The organism is Chitinophaga sp. Cy-1792, assembly GCF_011752935.1.
Taxonomy (GTDB): domain Bacteria; phylum Bacteroidota; class Bacteroidia; order Chitinophagales; family Chitinophagaceae; genus Chitinophaga.
Window position 1 is genome coordinate 640544 of record NZ_VWWO01000002.1, and the last position, 17417, is coordinate 657960.

Genomic DNA, 17417 nt, shown 5'->3' on the forward strand with positions numbered 1-17417 from the left:
ATGGAAAACACCACCTTCCTGGACCTTACACTCAATGCCTGGGATAGCCAGGTAAAGCGCCTCACCGCTGCCTTCGACAGCTTCAGTGACGAAGAACTCGAATTGCAGGTAGCCCCCAACAGAAACCGCGTCATCTATATACTGGGGCATATGATTGCTGTCAATGACATGATGCTGGCCCTGCTGGGACTCGCAGAAAGAAAATACGCACAGCTGGATGAATTCTTTATCAGCAATCCCGATGAAGCCATCGATGAAATACCGGAAGCTAAAGACCTGCGCGCTTATTGGAAAGATATTACCACTACTGCCAGTCAGCTGTTCAGGGCCTTACCACCCGATGAATGGCTGCAAAAACATACCATGGTAACGCAGGAAGAATTTGAGAAGGAACCGAACCGAAACCGGTATAACGTACTATTGTCGCGGCTTAACCATATGTCGTACCATTTGGGACAGGTTGTATTGGTAAACAGGTAATACTGTTGGGTTGAATGATCAGCGACCCGAATAAAGTCATTAATCACCTACGACTGTTGGGTTTAAGGGGCCGGCCGAAGGCCCATAAAATCAATGCTACCCCGGTCGCCTTCGGCACCCGGGAGATTTATCTGGTTTTCGTGCGGCCCGAAGGGCCGCACGAAAACCAGATATTTAATATCTCTCATAAAAAAAATTAACTCGCGATAGCGGCCGGCATCTCCTTACTCACATATCCAATAAATTTCCATATCTCCAATACCTCACTGGCATTGACACGGAACGGCTCATACAAAGGATTGAGTGAATGTAATCGTAAGGTACCATCCATTTTCATGGAATTATCTACCAGTTTAAATACGATGCCATCTTCTTTCAACACCACTACACAAGGCACATTTTTTTTAATCAGCGACCAGTCGTCTATATACTGTGCGATGATATGACTGCCATCAGCGATGGGCTGCATACTGTCGCCACTTACCGGGAACATGCGAATGGTTTTTTCACGCGGTAAACCCGGCAGGGTAAACTTCGGCAGTGATGCAATGAATTCAGGATCATTGAATCCCTGTGCATAGCCTGCCTGCGCTTTTAACGGAATAAATTCCATGTTTTCCTCGTTGTCGTTGTTGACGGTGATTGGCAGTACACGTATATGTTTGCCGGCGATATCCAGCGGCCCTGCTGTTTCCAGCTCGTATAACTGTTCAGCGGTTAATGTAGCAAGATCTGTTCTGATAAGCTGATCAATGGAGATGTTGAAGTAGGTGGAGATACGTACCTGGTCTTCCATTTTGGGATTTCTTGTTTTGCCCGTTTCCTGGGCTGCCAGCCGGCTGATCTTAATACCGGTGGCGTCGGAGAGTTGTTGGCGGGTCAGATTTTTCCGTTGTCTTAACAACCTGAGATTACCTGCCCAGTGAAATAAAAACTGATCCATCTGTCGTTTTAGTAAGCTAATGAGTTAGTAAGTGCAATGAGCGGGCGAAGGTAAGCGAAATTATCCTATTATCTCCGCTACACGGCCAATCTGGCCATCTTCCAGCCGCACTTTAATGCCCCGGGAATGATAGTGTGCGGAGGTGAGCAGGTCTTTTACAATGCCATAGGTCTTTTTACCGCTGCGCTGATCTTTCTTCAGGATGATGCCCACTTCCAGGCCTGGGTATACGTCTTTTCTATATTGTCCGTCCATGATAAATAATTGCAGTATGCCGCAAAGGTAAGCATTTCAGCCCGACCCGCTTTTTGATATAAATGACCTACATTCGTGCCCCATGGAAGCGAGCAGTCACCGATATTTTATTATTCATAAACCATATAAGATGGTTTCCCAGTTTGTCAGTCCGGATAATGTACGGCTGCTGGGCGACCTCGATTTTGATTTCCCTGAGGGTACACACGCCATCGGGCGCCTGGACAATGACTCTGAAGGATTGCTGATCCTTACCACCAACAAGAAAGTGACACGGCTCCTGTTTGAAGATACGGTACCGCATAAACGCACTTATCTTGTAAAGGGGAAACATATCATTCCGCCGGAAAAGGTAAAAATGCTGAATGAAGGTGTGGCCATCAGAACAGGTGTTCATGAAGAATATCTCACACGTCCCTGCGAGGCCGAGATCGTGGAAAGGCCGCTGAACCTCACGGTGCGGGAAGGCGATTTTGAAGATCATCCGCATACCTGGCTGCGCATCAGTCTGACCGAAGGGAAATTCCACCAGGTACGTAAAATGATGCTGGCCATCGGGCATCGCTGCCAGCGGCTCATACGCACTTCTATTGAAGATTTGCAGCTGGGAGATATGAAGGCCGGCGAGGTAAGGGAGCTGCCCGAAGAAGAATTTTTCAACAGACTGAACATAAAGAACTACCGCTGAGTCGCGCGCTGAGCAGGCTTTTTTGCTATCTTTACTATCACCACATTATATGACGCCGGTATCACCCATACGACTGTCGGACCTCACCACGAGGATTCGCCATGCCCTGCAAAATGCATTTGCGGGACAAAGCTTTTGGGTAAAGGCAGATGTTACCAGCTATTCCTGGTATGCACAAAAAGGTATCCATTATTTTGATCTGGTAGAGAAAGATGAAACCGGCGGTAACATCATCGCCCGGATACCTGGCGTAGCATGGGGGCCGGGAGCCAAACAGATAAAGGCTTTTGAGCTGCTCACCGGACAACAGTTCCGGAATAATATTCATATCCTCGCACTGGTATCTGTAGCTTACCACCAGGTACACGGCCTGCAGATTACCTTGCAGGACATCGACATTAATTTTACCATAGGACAGCTGGAAGCCCAGAAACAGCTGATATTACAGCGGTTGGTACAGGAAAATCCCGATAGCATCTGGCAGGAAGGCGAACGATATATCACCCGCAATCACCAGCTACCGTTGCCACTGGTGATACAGCGCATTGCCGTAGTCAGCTCCGGTAATTCTGCCGGCTACCAGGACTTTCACCATACCCTGGTGAATAACAGTTTCGGCTATACGTTTCAGCTGGATAATTACTTTACCGTTGTTCAGGGGGAAAACAATGCAGATGTGGTACAGCAACGAATGGTAGATATTTTTCTGTCTAACAAACCATATGATGCCGTCGTGATTATCCGTGGTGGCGGTGCACAAACGGATTTTCTGTTGTTCGACAGCTATCAGCTGGGCAGGGTAGTGGCCAGGTTTCCCATTCCCGTAATTACAGGTATCGGGCACCAGAAAAACGAAACCATCGTAGACCTTATGGCCAATACAGCCACCAAAACCCCTACCAAGGCGGCAGAGCTGATCATTGCACATAACAGGGCCTTCGAAGATAAATTGCTGAGTTTGCAGCAACAGACGCTGATACTGACGCAGCAGCTGACCGCCGCCAGCAGCAGGGAATTGAATGTATTGCAAAGCCATATAGTGCACCAGGTGCGCTCTTTGCTGGAAACAGGCAGGGAAGAACTGATGCAATACAAGCACGATATTCGTCAGAACACGCAACAGGTGCTGTTTGCCAGGCACCAGGCCCTGCGTAGTATGTCTAATACTATTACCGCAAAACCACAGCTGACTACCGCCGGCAGGCAACAGCAGCTAACGCATACCGTCAGTAAGTTGCGTAGTTTCAGCAGGGTTATGCTGCAACACCAGCAGGCCGCGTTAAAACAGCAGGAGCAATTGTTCCGCCTGATGGCACCTGATAGTATGCTCAAACGTGGATTTGCATTATTATACAGAGAAGGAAAAATCATTACTTCCGCAACCGAGCTGACAGCAGGAGAGGAGATTAATATCATGATGCACGACGGCAGCGCCGAAGCAATTATCCAACAAAAAACTCAAGACGATGGGGGAAGAACTGACATATGAAAATGCTTTCCGGGAATTACAGGAGATCGCGGAAGAGATAGAAATGGAGACCGTTTCCGTGGACCTGCTGGCTGATAAAGTCAAGCGGGCAGCCATGCTGATCGCATTCTGCCAGCAGAAGCTGCGTGCCACCGAAACAGAGGTGAATAATATCATTAAACAGATGTCGGAGTAATCAGGACAACGAATAACAGGAAGGTTCCGGTAAGATTGCATTGATAATCTTACCGGAACTTTTTATTTTTGCGCCCGGACGATTATGAGACATAAGATTAAACGCAGCATGCGCATAGCGCGGTACGTGATGTACCGCGAAACCCTGATAGACAAGGCAAATATTATCTGGTCTTTTATAGGGGCATTTATTGGAATTGCAGCGGTGGGGATGTTGAGTCATTATTACCTGCCTGTTAAAGATAACCTCTTTCTGATAGGCTCCTTCGGAGCATCCGCCGTATTGATTTACGGCCATACACAAAGCCCGCTGGCACAGCCCCGCAATCTAATCGGCGGACATATCTTCAGTGCTATCGTGGGTGTTACCGTTCGTTACCTGATACCGTGGCCGGAGTTTGAATGGCTGGCCTGCGCTACTGCGGTGGCAGTTTCGCTGATCGTGATGCAGATGACGAAAACCGTACACCCTCCTGGTGGCGCCACTGCCTTGCTGGCTATTGCCGGTTCTCCTGCCATCCGAAAACTCGGTTACTGGTATGTATTGAGCCCGGTGGCTAGCGGTGTCGCCATTTTGCTGCTGGTGGCTGTTGTCGTGAATAATATGACCAGCATCCGGGAATATCCTGCCGGGAAACGCTGGTGGTAATACCATTTTTTCGATCGTTTATTACCCCCTTACTGCTCCCGCAAAGCGGGAGCAGTGCCTGCACTGCATTTTTCTGAAAAAATCATATTACTGAATTTCAATTCTTTATAACCCCTCCTGATAAATTTTATTTAGTTTGTAAGTACTAAATTTTCAGAAAATTTTGAAAGTTCGGAAATCTGATATAGCTTTGTTTTCATAAACGATACAGGCTATGAACATCCTTGCTTATATCATCTATTTCTTTATCACAGGGCTGATCACCATACTTGCCGGATGGTTGTTTTATCATAATGGCCGTCATTTTATCCTTTATTTTTTTAAGGGAGATGTGGGCCTGACAGACTCGGTAAATAAGCTCCTGCTGATAGGTTACTACCTCCTCAACCTGGGCTACGCCATCATCATGATAGGGTTCTGGGAGCACCTGAGCAGCTGGCAGCAACTGATAGAATCGGTGGCCACCATGTGTGGCAGGATCATGATAACAATGGGGATGATCCACTGGGTGAATATGGCAACGATTTACCTGTTGGGCAGGAAGCGTGAAAAAACTTCGCAGGTTTTACCCGCTCCACAACCTTAATCTGCATTATTTCTTCTCACATAAAAATATCTTCATATGCTCACCTCTTTCAACAGTATTGCCTATCTGATCTACCTCCCTGTGGTAGTAATCGTAACCTGGTTCGTGGCGCATACCTTATTCAAAAACAGCAGGGTTTTCATGCTGGATATCTTTCACGGCAAAGCTGAAATAGCCATGGCCACCAACCGTTTGTTCGAAACAGGATTTTACCTGCTCAACCTGGGATTCTCCCTGTGGATAATGACCATCAGCTATAAACTGGCTGGTAGCCAGGAAATGCTGGAAGTACTCAGCACCAAAATCGGTGGTTTCCTGATATATCTCGGTATTATGCTATTCTTCAATCTCTACCTCTTTTTCCGGGGAAGACGCATCTCTAAATCTAAAGAACGGTTGGCCGCTGTTACTAATGCGCCGTTCCCTAAAGACTGATGATTGATGTTGTAGTGTGAAGGAGTCCTCCTGCCTGGTGGCAGGGGGACTTTTGTTTTTTATTCCTAACGTAGCCGGACAAACGTATTTTTTACGCTCATCACAATTATTCGCCGGATTCGGAAAAATATGGCTTTCTTAGCATTACTGCCACCTATGGCAACTGTAGCAGTAATACAGTAAACATATTAAGAACAATGAAAGGAAAACTAATTCTTGCTGCGTGTACGGCGCTGGCGCTGAAAAGTCAGGCCCAGCAACTACCTACGGAACTGCAAACCCCGGAAGTAGTGTCGGTAAACAGAATGCCGATGCGCGCCTCAGCTTTCGCATTTGAAAACCCGTCGCTGGCACAGCAAAGGGAAAAAGAGAAATCAGCCAATTTCCTGTCGCTCAACGGTACATGGAAGTTTAACTGGGTACAGGACCCCCGCAAACGTCCCCAGGATTTTTACAAACCAGACTTTAATGACAGTGGATGGGATAACTTCAAAGTGCCTGCCAACTGGGAAGTAAACGGATATGGCCTGCCTATTTACGTTAACCAGCCATACGAATTTGCCGGCCGCCAGAAAACAGGCAGCGATTTGAATGCACCTTTCGATATTCCGGAAGATAATAACCCTGTCGGCTCTTACCGTAAAAAGTTTACCCTCCCGGAAAACTGGAACGGTAAACAGGTATTCATTCACCTGGGCGCTGTTAAATCCGCTTTCTTCATCTGGATAAATGGAAAAAAAGTTGGCTATTCTGAAGATAGCAAACTGGCAGCAGAATTTGATATCACCAAATACCTGCACCCGGGCGAAAACCTGGTAGCACTGCAGGTTTACCGATGGAGCGATGGCTCTTACCTCGAATGCCAGGATATGTGGCGCATCTCCGGTATTGAAAGAGAAGTATACCTCTATGCCACACCCAAACTGGATATCAGGGACTTTAAGGTAATGGCCGGACTGGACAATACCTATAAAAATGGTACCCTGAAATTAAATGTAGAGGTAGATAATTACCGCATCGATCAGCATACCAATCATAGTAAGCCAGATACTTTTGCTGTGGCTGTAACCCTCCAGGATGCAGCAGGCAAAACAGTGTACAGCGATGAAACAACCGGGGTACAAAAGGTATTGGGAAATTATAAATCTGAAGTGAGCTTCAGTAAAGAGCTTCCAAATGTAAATACCTGGTCGGCCGAAGTACCTTACCTGTACACGCTCTTACTGACCCTGAAAGATAAAGACGGCAAGGTGCTGGAAGTAATCCCGCAACGGGTAGGCTTCCGCTCTGTTGAGCTGAAAGACAGGAATTTCCTCGTTAATGGTAAACGTGTTTTCCTCAAAGGTGTCAACAGGCATGAACACAATGCCACACAGGGCCATACCCTATCGCATGAAGATATGCGCAAGGATATGGAAATGATGAAAAAGCTGAACGTGAACGCGGTGCGTCATTCGCATTACCCTCCTGATCCTTACTGGATGCAGCTTTGCGATGAATACGGCTTGTACGTAATTGATGAAGCCAATATCGAGTCGCATGGCCGTTATTATGACCTGGCTTATTCCTTTGCAAACGATAAACAATGGCGTGTACCGCACCTGGAGCGTATCTTACGTATGTACGAACGCGATAAAAACCATGCTGCGGTGATCACCTGGTCGCTGGGAAATGAAGCCGGCAACGGATGTAACTTCTACGAAGCCTACGACTGGCTTAAATCACATGATATCCGCCCGGTACAATACGAGCGCGCAGAAAGAGATTACAATACCGATATCATCGTGCCGCAATATCCTTCGCCAGGCTCACTTATTAAGTATTCACAGCGTAACCCCGACAGACCAATGATCATGAGCGAATACGCGCATATCATGGGTAACAGTCTGGGTAACTTCCAGGAATACTGGTCGGCCATAGAAAATAATCCTTACCTGCAGGGTGGCTTCATCTGGGAGTGGATAGATCAGGGTATCGACACGGTTAAGAATGGTAAACGTATACTGGCCTATGGTGGCGATTTCCCGCTGAGTGGTCCTGTCAACGAAGATTTCAGCGACAACAACTTCTGCGTGAAAGGTGTGGTGACGGCCCACCGCGAGCTGACACCGATGGCGGTAGAAGTGAAAAAAGTATACCAGCATATTCATACTACATTAACAGATAAACGAATCAATGTTCGTAACGGGTATTTCTTCCGTGATCTCTCCAATTACCAGTTAAACTGGGAATTACTGGAAGATGGAAATGTTGTAGAACGCGGTACCATTGCTGAATTGAAGGTAGCGCCGCAGGATTCTGCCAGCTTCACCATCTCTCCTAAAAAACAAATGGATGCAGCGAAGGAATACTACCTGAACGTACGGTACAACCTGAAAAAAGAAGAGCCTTTCCTGCCGGCAGGCTATGAACAGGCGGCAGAACAGTTTGCCGTACAACTCCCTGTGAAAGCGGGTCTCAAGACAACCGCCGGTAAGCTCATTGTAGATGAAAATAATGCTAAAACATTGGTGGTAAAAGGAAATGGCTTCGCTGTTACCTTCGATAAAACAAAAGGTATCCTGGGCAGTTATAGCATCAATGGAGAAAATGTGGTGGAAAGTGGTCCGCAGCCTGCTTTCTGGCGCGCACCAACAGATAACGACATTGGCGCGGGGTATAATCATTCCATGCGTGCATGGAGGAATGTCTACGAAAACGCGACCGTTACAAATAAAATGGAGCAAACGAACGATGCTGTTAAAGTGACCTTCCAGGCGCAGCTGCCAGGTGTTGATGCCGCTACCACGCAGGAATTCACCGTTTTTGCAGATGGTACCATCAAAGTGAGTAATGCCCTGCAATGTAATGCCGGCAGCAAACAGAAAATGTTGCTACGTTATGGCACGGATTTACAACTGGCCAGATCTTTTGATCAGATCAGGTATTATGGCCGTGGTCCATGGGAGAACTACTGGGATAGAAAAACAGCTTCTTTTGTAGGTATTTATAACGGGGATGTTGCAGGACAATATTTCCCTTATGCACGCCCGCAGGAGAGTGGTAATAAAACAGAAGTACGTTGGGTGACGATGACCAACAAAAAAGGTAAAGGTATTCGTATTGAAGCTCTGGAACAGCCGATCAGTTTCTCTGCGCTGCCTTACAGCGTAGATGACCTGGATCCGGCGCCAGACAAGCATCAGTACCATTCCGGTGAGCTGGTGGCGCGTGATAAAATCTTTATGCATGTGGACCTGAATCAATCAGGTGTACAGGGTATCGATAGCTGGGGTTCACAGCCATTGCAGCAGTACCGTATACCATTTGCAGATACGAAATATGAATACGTAATCAGACCGGTTAAATAAAGCTATTCGTTGGCAAGCGAACACGAAGGGGGCCGTCTCATTTATGAGGCGGCTTTTTTCATTTGGCACGAAAAAGTAAGTAGTTATTTGTGTGTATCTTTGCGGGATAGCCTGCAAGTATTCATGGACAATAGTAAACATAGTCATCTGCGTAAAATCATTCATATAGATATGGATGCATTTTATGCGTCTGTGGAGCAGCGCGACAACCCCATGTACCGCGGAAAGCCGATTGCAGTGGGTGGTTCACCGGAAGGCAGGGGAGGCGTGGTGGCTACGGCCAGTTATGAAGCGAGGAAATTTGGTGTAAGGTCTGCCATGCCCAGCAAGCGTGCCTTACAGCTTTGTCCGCATATACTATTTGTTAAACCAAGATTTGACGCCTATAAAGAAGTATCCAGGAAGATCAGGGAGATATTCTCACGTTATACGGATATCATAGAGCCGTTATCTCTGGATGAGGCTTACCTGGATGTTACGGTAGATAAACCACAGATAGGTTCTGCCATTGAGATAGCAAAGCAGATCAAACAGGCGATCCGTGATGAATTACAACTCACCGCATCCGCGGGCGTTTCCATCAATAAATTCGTGGCAAAAATTGCTTCTGATCTGCAGAAGCCCGACGGGCTTACGTTTATAGGTCCTTCTGCCATAGAATCCTTTATGGAACAGTTGCCTGTAGAGAAATTTCATGGTGTTGGCCGTGTTACGGCAGACAAGATGAAGAAGATGGGCCTGTATACCGGCGCCGATCTGAAAAAGCTCACAGAAGCGCAGCTGACGCAATACTTCGGGAAGGTAGGGGCATTTTACTACAGGATTGTTCGTGGTATCGACGACAGGCCGGTGCAGCCGCACCGCGAAACCAAATCTGTTGGTGCAGAAGATACTTTTCCGGAAGACCTCACACAGGTAGACGCCATGCATGAGGAACTCACCAAAATAGCTGCCACCGTGGCCGGCCGGCTGGAGAGGCATCAGTTGAAAGGCCGTACCGTTACGCTTAAAATTAAGTATAACGACTTTAAACAGATCACCAGGAACCAATCTTTTCCCTATCCGCTGAACGATTTCCAGACAATATTGGATACTGCCAAACAATTGCTGGCGGCTACTTCGCCGGGAGAATATCCCATTCGTTTGCTGGGTATCACTGTCTCCAACTTCGGTGAAGCACATGTCAGTATTGGCAAGGAAGGGCCTTCGCCCCAGCTTTCTCTTTTTAACTTCGACGAAGAATAATCTTCTGCACTATATCCTTTCCGGGAGAAAAAGAAAATAAAAAAAGCAGGCATTTGCCTGCTTTTCAAAAAAACTTAGCATTCAATTACTTCGCATAACGCGGCATCACCAGCTTCCGCACTACGGTATGTGCAATCAGCGACAGCGCAAACGCCAGCACGATCAGCATACCGGATTTTACCGGGGTATCGAAAACATCCACCAGAGAAGAAACGCCTTTGCCGGCAAACATCAGGGTAATAACGCAGGCCAGTATACCGGCGAGCCAGAGGGTAATGTGCGACCAAAGATATTTTCCTTTGTTGACGCCACTTTTGTTAAATGCGGTGAATAACAGGAATACATGTGCAACAAATGAAAGAAGGCACAGTGCGGTCAGGGTACTTAACATGTTTGGTTCTTTTAAGGTTAGGATTTGGTGTTCTATTCCTAAAATACAAATTTCCGGGATATTTCCAGAATTATCCGGAATTTCTTACCCCGGCCTTTTCCCAGATCGTGGAGATATGTTCTGCTATGGTATGCAGGCGGAAATAGTATTTTTCGAAGATTTCCTCGTACATGAGGTGCCTGGTATGAAGGAATGCATTGAGTGCGATATAGATAAATTCTTCAAACGTGGTTTCCGCTTCTACACGTATTACGCAGTTGGGCACCGGTTCCATGCTGGTGGCAAATTGGGTGGTCAGCAATACATCGTCTACCGTGGTGATCAGGGAACGATGCAGGTTGGGTGCTTTACCGAAGGCAGCATAGTGCAGGGCGGTAAAACCATCTTCATCATAGGCATATTTATCTACCCGTTCTTCCACGAGAAAATGTACTACTTCCGGGTGGGCATTATAACGGGTGGCCAGCAGGAGCGGGGTTTCCAGACTCGCCAGCACAAAGTTGAAATGGATGTTGCGCTGGATGAGAATCAGGAGCATCTCGGAAATATTACTCAACCGGTGTTCCCGGAAGATGTAGGCAATCGCGAAGAGGTAATCCGGGCTGTCGATATGCAGACTGGCGCCTTTGGCCAGTGCATATTCTACGGCCAGTGGTTTGTTGGCGCCTACCGCACAGAAAACGATCGGGATCATTCCTTCTTTTTTGTAGTGAATATCTGCTTGTCCGACGGTTGTCAGCAGTTCGGCAGCTTCAAAAAAGGTGTCCTGGTATTCCAGCAGTTCCCCCAGCAACATAGATTGCGAGTCGCGGGAAAGATAGGGCAGGTTTTGGCTGATATAGGCAATGATTTCATCTGGTTGCTCGCTGGTTCGTATTTTGCGTATTAACTCCGGAAGAGTGATTCGATGCATAGACCGTTATATGGTGAAACTAAGGCGGGATTGCGGATGAAATATATTCGCAATTTAGTTAATTTGTTAATAGTGTAGGAGGAAATCAGTGAAAACATTTTTGGATTTGAATTTTTACGAAATTTAGATAGCACATCACAACGATGTTGTTACTTAAACAGGCGTATATGAAAAGCATTTTCATTCCTATTATGTTGGGGATATTGTTAACAGGTTCAATATCCGGCGTTTCCGCGCAGAAAAAGGAAACCAGGGCGGAGAAGGAAGCCGCTAAACAGGCAGCTGTGAAATCATGGCTGGATGCGCAGCAGTATGTTTTTGTTCCACAAAGTGCGTTGCCTATGTCTGGGAGGACCGTTCAGCTGTCGGGCGAATATTCGTTCAGCGTTACGAAAGACAGTCTGGAGAGTTATCTGCCATACTACGGTCGCGCCTATACGGCGCCGATGGACGTCACTAAATCTCCATTGACATTCAAGTCGAAGCAGTTCGGTTACAAGGTAGAAGAACGTAAGAAAGGTGGCTGGGATATAACCATTACCGTAAAGGACCAGCGGGAAATTGCAACGGTATTTATGACGATGGGTACTGATGGATATGGTTCGTTGCAGGTGACGAGCAACAATCGTCAGCCAATTAACTTTAATGGTTATTTCATAGAGAAGAAAGATCCTAAAACAAAGAGTAAGTCTAAATAGTTGTTATACAGGAGCTGGCAGGGAAAGGATGAATGCAACTACCGGCTCCTGTAATTTATTATCGTTATGAGCAAGCACAAGATCACCACTTTATTCCTGGATATTGGCGGCGTATTGCTGACCAATGGCTGGGACAGGAAGGCCCGTAAGCTGGCCGTTGAAAAATTTGAGTTGGATGCGGTGGAAACAGAGGAGCGGCATCACCTGACCTTTGATACCTATGAAGAAGGGAAGCTCACGCTGGATGAGTATTTGCACCGGGTGGTGTTTTATACCCCGCGTAAATTTTCGAAAGAAACGTTCCGGCAGTTTATGTTTGACCAGACGGCCGCATTGCCCGGTATGCTGGAATTAATCAGGCTGCTGAAGGTGAAGCATGGGTTGAAAGTGGCTATCGTGAACAATGAAGGTAGGGAGTTGAATACACATCGTATTCATCAGTTTGGGATATCGGCTATTGCTGATTTTTTTATTTCTTCCTGCTTTGTACATTTCAGAAAACCTGATGCGGATATTTACAGGATTGCGTTGGATATTGCGCAGGTAAAGCCGGAGGAAGTGGTATATATTGAAGACAGGGATATGTTTGTAGATGTAGCCCGTGGATTGGGATTGAATAGTATCTGCCATAGAAGTTATGAAGGTACATTAGCTGAACTGGCCACCTATGGCCTGACGGTGTAGGTAATAACCCGATTATCTGCACCCGCAGGTGGATTGCTTTTATGAGAATAAAAAAAATATTGAACATTTTAAGGATGTTCCTGTTAGTATAATAACAAAAACAACATAAGACCCGGAAGGGTGACTCAAAATAGCCATATCTATTGTTAACCTACATGAATTCTGCCGGGCATAATCAGATTACGACCATTCTAAAAAATAACTGGGGCCAGACCTGGCCGGTAGAGCGCTATGGGTCTGCCTTATAAAAATAAGTTCTAAATACGGTTGATAAACAGGTACAACATCTTGCAATGGTTCGAGATGTGCAAGGGCGGGCTTTTTATATTGAAGCGCCCGCCCTTCTTTTTAATTTTAAGCAGTTGCCGGCTTACTCACCTTGTTAGCGATAATTGCCAGCGGTAATCCTATCATCAGAATAAGAATTCCTGCACCTACTGCAACGCCAAACGTTGTAATGGGAACGGGTTTTACATGCGTCATGGGTAATACCACGAGGTTCATAATCACCCATATGAAGCAGCCGTAAAGTACGGCGATGAGGAAGGTATTCCGGATGCCTTTTCTTATCAGCGGGTAGAGGACGAAGAAGAGGGTGGAGAATACGAAGGCGATGGCATAGTGAATAAGCACGCCAAACCATGGCATAGCTTTGTGTCCGCTGAAGGCAGCGGGACCGAAGAGGGCACTGGATATAAATAATAATATATCAGTGAAGGGCCGGTGTGTTCTGAGCACGTACATGATCAGGGTGGTGACAAGGTCCAGGGTGCCTGCCAGCAGTGCAGCGCCGGCGATAATGGGGGTGGTGATTTTCCCGTATTGTCGGGTCTTTTCCATATTTGTGGCTTTTAAATAAGCAGATTATTTCTATTAAGTTAAAATATTTCCCCGGGAGTATCGTCTTCAGTTGCGGGAAGATTTAAGAGAATTTTGGCGTTGAAGTTAAGAAACTGTAAAGAGAAAAAAATCTTATGCTTCCTTCTTTCTCAAATATAGTTCTTTATATATTATAAATAAAAAAATTTAAACAAACGATTAATTGAAAATTTGTTTAAATCAAACGTTTGTTTAATTTTGCCTTGTCAAACTAACAAATCAGACAAGGAACATGGAAGTATACAGTGAAAAACAGCTCGGGATTTTATTTGTTGCTGAGCGGCTGTTTGCCGACAAGGGCTTTCATGGCACTTCGGTCAGGGATATTGCGCAGGAAGCGGATGTGAACATTGCCATGATATCTTATTATTTCGGCTCCAAAGAGAAATTACTGGAGGCAGTATTCAGGTATCGCATGAACGCATCCCGTTCATTTATCCAGGAACTGGTACAAAATGATACCATGGGTCCGATGGAAAAATTATATGCGCTGATAGACCGGTTTGTGAATAAGTTGCTGAATGAACAGAATTTCCAGTGTATTATGAACCGGGAGCAGATGAACCGGGACCAGAGTCCGGTAAAAGATCTGATCTGGGATTTAAAAGTGGAAATGATGGGGTTGATTCAGCCGATTGTTACCAAAGCGCAGGAGGATGGAACCTTCTACAAAGATGTAGACGTGGTATTATTGATGTCTACGCTTTTTGGTACTATTCACCAGGTAATGCCAGCAAAGTCATTTATAAGATCAGAACCCGAATTCGCACATATGCCTGAAGATGAATTCAGAGAATATTTAAAGATCAGGGTAAGTGCTTATTTAAAAAAATTGTTTAAAGCAATCCTTACACATGAATTCTAGAAGCATATACGCACGATTATATGCGCTTACAACGGGAATCCTGCTGACCCTGGTTTTTCAGGCAGCCTCCGCACAGCAGCAAGGTGCTACCAAGCAGTTGTCGTTAAGTGAAGCCATATCGCTGAGTATTCAAAACAGTAAACAGTTAAAAGTAAGTCAGGCTAAGATTGAAGAAGCAAACGCCAATGTGAAAGAAGCCAACGACCGTCAGCTACCTGACCTGAGCGTTACCGGGGCTTACATGAGACTAACCAATCCAAACATCGACCTGAAATTCGGACAAAGCAATTCAGGCAGTGGTTCCGGTTCCGGTGGTTCAGAAATGCCTAAGGTGAACAGTGCTGCCTATGGAATGGCTAACCTGTCTATCCCGGTGTTTGCTGGTATGATGATCCAGAACGGTAAACAGGCATCCCGCTACCTGGCTACTGCAGCTAAACTGGATGCAGACAAAGATAAAGAAGATGTAATGCAGAACACGATCGCTGCTTACAGCAATCTTTATAAAGCACAGCAGAGCGTGTTGCTGATGGAAGAAAACCTGAAACAGGCTACCAGCCGTGTGAAGGACTTCTCCAACATGGAAAAGAACGGTTTACTGGCCCGCAACGATCTGTTGAAAGCCGAGTTACAGCAGTCTAACTACGAGCTCCTGCTCATGGATGCGGAGAACAGTCAGAAAGTGGCTAACCTGAACATGAACATCATGCTGGGGTTACCTGACAACACTGTTCTTGCGGTAGACTCTACCATCTTTGTTGGTGGTGCTGCACAGGACACCCGCGGTGTTGCTGAGTTCGAGCAGCTGGCTTATCAGAACCGTAAAGATGCACAATCCTTACAGGCTCGTGAAGGTGCTGCTACCTCCAACGTTAAAATGGTGAAAGGTGAAATGTATCCTCAGCTGGCACTGACCGGTGGTTATGTAGCTGCCTACATTCCTAATTTTATCACCATCACCAACGCAGTTACTGCCGGTGTAGGTCTGAAATACAATGTACACTCTCTCTGGAAAAACAAATCCAAGGTAGCTGCTGCAAATGCACAGCTGGCCCAGGTTCGTGCAAACGAAGCCAGGATCAACGATAACATTCACTTGGATGTTTACCAGGCATACGAAAATTATCTGTTGAGTCATAAAAAGATGGATACTTACGTAAAGGCAATAGAACAATCAGAAGAGAATTACCGTATCACTAAGAATAAACATGCAAATGCGCTGGCAACCACAACCGATTTACTGGATGCTGCCGTAGCAAATCTTCAGTCTCATCTGAACTATGCTTATGCAAAAGCAGATGCGTTGGTAGCTTACAACAATTTGCTGAAAGCTGCCGGTTTACTGGAACAGGCAAATAAATAATCCTTACACACACAAACTTTAAAGCTGTGGAAACGCAAACTAAAGCTTCAAACCATACTAATAATACAACCATGCAGGAAACAACCGCTCCTAAAAAGCGTAGTAAAGGGTTCGTCATCGTACTGGCAGCGCTGGTAATCGGTGGTGGCTCATTCGGTGTCACTAAATACATTCACGGTCAACATCACGAAGAAACTGACAACGCGCAGATCGATGCAAATGTTAGCCCGGTTATTCCCCGTGTTTCCGGTTATGTTAAACAAGTTCTTGTAAAAGATAACCAGCACGTTAAAAAAGGCGATACCCTGGTTATTCTGGACGATCGTGACCTGGCCATCAAGGTACAGTCTGCCGAAGCTGCAATGGTTACAGCTGAAGCAAACAGAAATGCTGCCGCGGCCTCTACTGCTGCTGCAGAAGCAGGTATCAGCACTGCGCAGGCACAGGTAAGCACCTATGATGCACAGATAGAAGCTGCCAAAGTAAACCTCTGGAGAGCTAACCAGGATTACGAGCGTTACAACAACCTGATCCAGGACCACTCTATTACCCAACAGCAATATGAGCAGGCGCTGGCTGCAAAACAAACTGCTGAACGTCAGCTGGATGTTTTACAGAAACAGAAAGCAGCTGCTTCCCGCCAGACAAACGTAGTATCTTCTCAGAGTGCTGCTACCGGTAAACAGATCAGCCTTGCTGATGCTGCTATCAAACAGCGCGAAACTGATATCGCTGATGCGAAACTGATCCAGAGCTATGCTGTAATCATCGCGCAGGAAGATGGCGTACTGTCTAAAATCTATGTACAGCCAGGACAGTTTGTAAATGCAGGTCAGTCGCTCTTCAGCATTGTGCTGGACAACACCCCTTGGGTAGTGGCTAACTTCAAGGAAACACAGCTGGAGAAAATGAAACTGGGCCAGGTAGTAGCTGTTAAAGTAGATGCTTTCGGTGGTAAAGAACTGATGGGTAAAATCACTTCCTTTGCGCCTGCAACCGGTGCTAAATTCGCACTGCTGCCTCCGGACAACGCTTCTGGTAACTTCGTAAAAGTTGTACAGCGTCTTCCTGTGAAAATCGAGTTCGACAATCCTAACGACGAGCTGGTGAAGCAACTGCGCCCAGGTATGAACGTTCTTGTAGACGTACATCTCAACTAAAAATATTCGGAAGCACAATGACCCGGAATTAATAATTAATCGGTGACCACGATCCAATTCAACGGCGGAAATCATTAGCATTAATTATAGATACAATCAAAAGGAAACCAGTTACGGCATTAATTATTAGTTCCTGGTCATGCTGCTTTCAATGACAACATAATTACTCC

Annotated in this window: 19 protein-coding genes; 14 read left to right on the forward strand and 5 right to left on the reverse strand. The window is 46.1% G+C overall.

Annotation, left to right across the window (positions count from 1 at the left end):
- Positions 1-480: a DinB family protein gene (locus F3J22_RS16905; protein ID WP_167019126.1), complete on the forward strand. Its 480-nt coding sequence runs from the start codon at positions 1-3 to the stop codon at positions 478-480.
- Positions 481-676: 196 nt separating this feature from the next.
- Here the strand turns inward: F3J22_RS16905 and F3J22_RS16910 are convergent, their stop codons facing one another.
- Together F3J22_RS16910 and F3J22_RS16915 are read right to left on the reverse strand one after the other, a co-directional pair.
- Positions 677-1423: a LexA family transcriptional regulator gene (locus tag F3J22_RS16910; RefSeq protein ID WP_167019127.1), complete on the reverse strand. Its 747-nt coding sequence runs from the start codon at positions 1421-1423 to the stop codon at positions 677-679.
- A gap of 60 nt (positions 1424-1483) precedes the next feature.
- Positions 1484-1678 carry a YwbE family protein gene (locus F3J22_RS16915; RefSeq protein WP_167019128.1) on the reverse strand — a complete coding sequence of 65 codons (195 nt, stop codon included), beginning with the start codon at positions 1676-1678 and terminating at the stop codon, positions 1484-1486.
- An 82-nt stretch (positions 1679-1760) separates the two neighbouring features.
- On the opposite strand from F3J22_RS16915, the gene F3J22_RS16920 reads away from it, so the two are divergent.
- From F3J22_RS16920 to dinB, 8 genes are all read left to right on the forward strand, one after another.
- A complete protein-coding gene (locus tag F3J22_RS16920; protein WP_167019129.1) occupies positions 1761-2366 on the forward strand; it encodes a pseudouridine synthase in 606 nt (201 codons plus the stop codon).
- Positions 2367-2415: 49 nt separating this feature from the next.
- A complete protein-coding gene (xseA, locus tag F3J22_RS16925) occupies positions 2416-3855 on the forward strand; it encodes an exodeoxyribonuclease VII large subunit (protein ID WP_167019130.1) in 1440 nt (479 codons plus the stop codon).
- Complete coding sequence (xseB, locus tag F3J22_RS16930) at positions 3833-4030, forward strand: exodeoxyribonuclease VII small subunit (RefSeq protein WP_167019131.1); 198 nt, start codon at positions 3833-3835, stop codon at positions 4028-4030. Before xseA ends, xseB begins: the two co-directional genes overlap by 23 nt.
- Positions 4031-4114: 84 nt before the next feature.
- Positions 4115-4678 (forward strand): HPP family protein, encoded by a 564-nt coding sequence (locus F3J22_RS16935; protein ID WP_240155118.1) that lies wholly within the window; start codon positions 4115-4117, stop codon positions 4676-4678.
- A 214-nt stretch (positions 4679-4892) separates the two neighbouring features.
- A complete protein-coding gene (locus tag F3J22_RS16940) occupies positions 4893-5264 on the forward strand; it encodes a hypothetical protein (RefSeq protein WP_167019132.1) in 372 nt (123 codons plus the stop codon).
- 36 nt (positions 5265-5300) lie between these two features.
- Positions 5301-5699, forward strand: coding sequence for a hypothetical protein (locus F3J22_RS16945; RefSeq protein WP_167019133.1), 399 nt, complete (start codon positions 5301-5303; stop codon positions 5697-5699).
- A 197-nt stretch (positions 5700-5896) separates the two neighbouring features.
- Positions 5897-9049: a glycoside hydrolase family 2 TIM barrel-domain containing protein gene (locus F3J22_RS16950; protein WP_167019134.1), complete on the forward strand. Its 3153-nt coding sequence runs from the start codon at positions 5897-5899 to the stop codon at positions 9047-9049.
- 123 nt (positions 9050-9172) lie between these two features.
- Entirely contained in the window at positions 9173-10294 is a 1122-nt protein-coding gene (gene dinB / locus F3J22_RS16955; protein ID WP_167019135.1) for a DNA polymerase IV, read from the forward strand.
- 85 nt (positions 10295-10379) lie between these two features.
- Here dinB and F3J22_RS16960 read toward each other — a convergent pair whose 3' ends face one another.
- Positions 10380-10685: a hypothetical protein gene (locus tag F3J22_RS16960; protein ID WP_167019136.1), complete on the reverse strand. Its 306-nt coding sequence runs from the start codon at positions 10683-10685 to the stop codon at positions 10380-10382.
- A 70-nt stretch (positions 10686-10755) separates the two neighbouring features.
- Complete coding sequence (locus tag F3J22_RS16965) at positions 10756-11598, reverse strand: ankyrin repeat domain-containing protein (protein WP_167019137.1); 843 nt, start codon at positions 11596-11598, stop codon at positions 10756-10758.
- 167 nt (positions 11599-11765) lie between these two features.
- Between F3J22_RS16965 and F3J22_RS16970 the strand changes: the two genes are divergently transcribed.
- Both F3J22_RS16970 and F3J22_RS16975 read left to right on the forward strand, forming a co-directional pair.
- Positions 11766-12296, forward strand: a complete 531-nt coding sequence (locus F3J22_RS16970; RefSeq protein WP_167019138.1) for a DUF4251 domain-containing protein — start codon at positions 11766-11768, stop codon at positions 12294-12296.
- Positions 12297-12362: 66 nt separating this feature from the next.
- On the forward strand, positions 12363-12980 hold the full coding sequence (locus F3J22_RS16975) for an HAD family phosphatase (protein WP_167019139.1): 618 nt from the start codon (positions 12363-12365) through the stop codon (positions 12978-12980).
- A 354-nt stretch (positions 12981-13334) separates the two neighbouring features.
- Here the strand turns inward: F3J22_RS16975 and F3J22_RS16980 are convergent, their stop codons facing one another.
- The gene (locus F3J22_RS16980; protein ID WP_167019140.1) at positions 13335-13820 is read right to left on the reverse strand and encodes a DUF1440 domain-containing protein; all 486 of its coding nucleotides are present in this window, start codon (positions 13818-13820) and stop codon (positions 13335-13337) included.
- Between the two features lie 271 nt (positions 13821-14091).
- On the opposite strand from F3J22_RS16980, the gene F3J22_RS16985 reads away from it, so the two are divergent.
- From F3J22_RS16985 to F3J22_RS16995, 3 genes are read left to right on the forward strand one after another with little or no spacing between them, the layout of a single operon-like run.
- Entirely contained in the window at positions 14092-14724 is a 633-nt protein-coding gene (locus F3J22_RS16985; protein ID WP_167019141.1) for a TetR/AcrR family transcriptional regulator, read from the forward strand.
- Positions 14714-16087, forward strand: coding sequence for a TolC family protein (locus F3J22_RS16990; RefSeq protein WP_167019142.1), 1374 nt, complete (start codon positions 14714-14716; stop codon positions 16085-16087). The genes F3J22_RS16985 and F3J22_RS16990 overlap by 11 nt, the downstream gene beginning before the upstream one ends.
- Positions 16088-16113: 26 nt before the next feature.
- On the forward strand, positions 16114-17247 hold the full coding sequence (locus F3J22_RS16995; RefSeq protein ID WP_370459434.1) for an HlyD family secretion protein: 1134 nt from the start codon (positions 16114-16116) through the stop codon (positions 17245-17247).
- Positions 17248-17417: the final 170 nt, after the last annotated feature.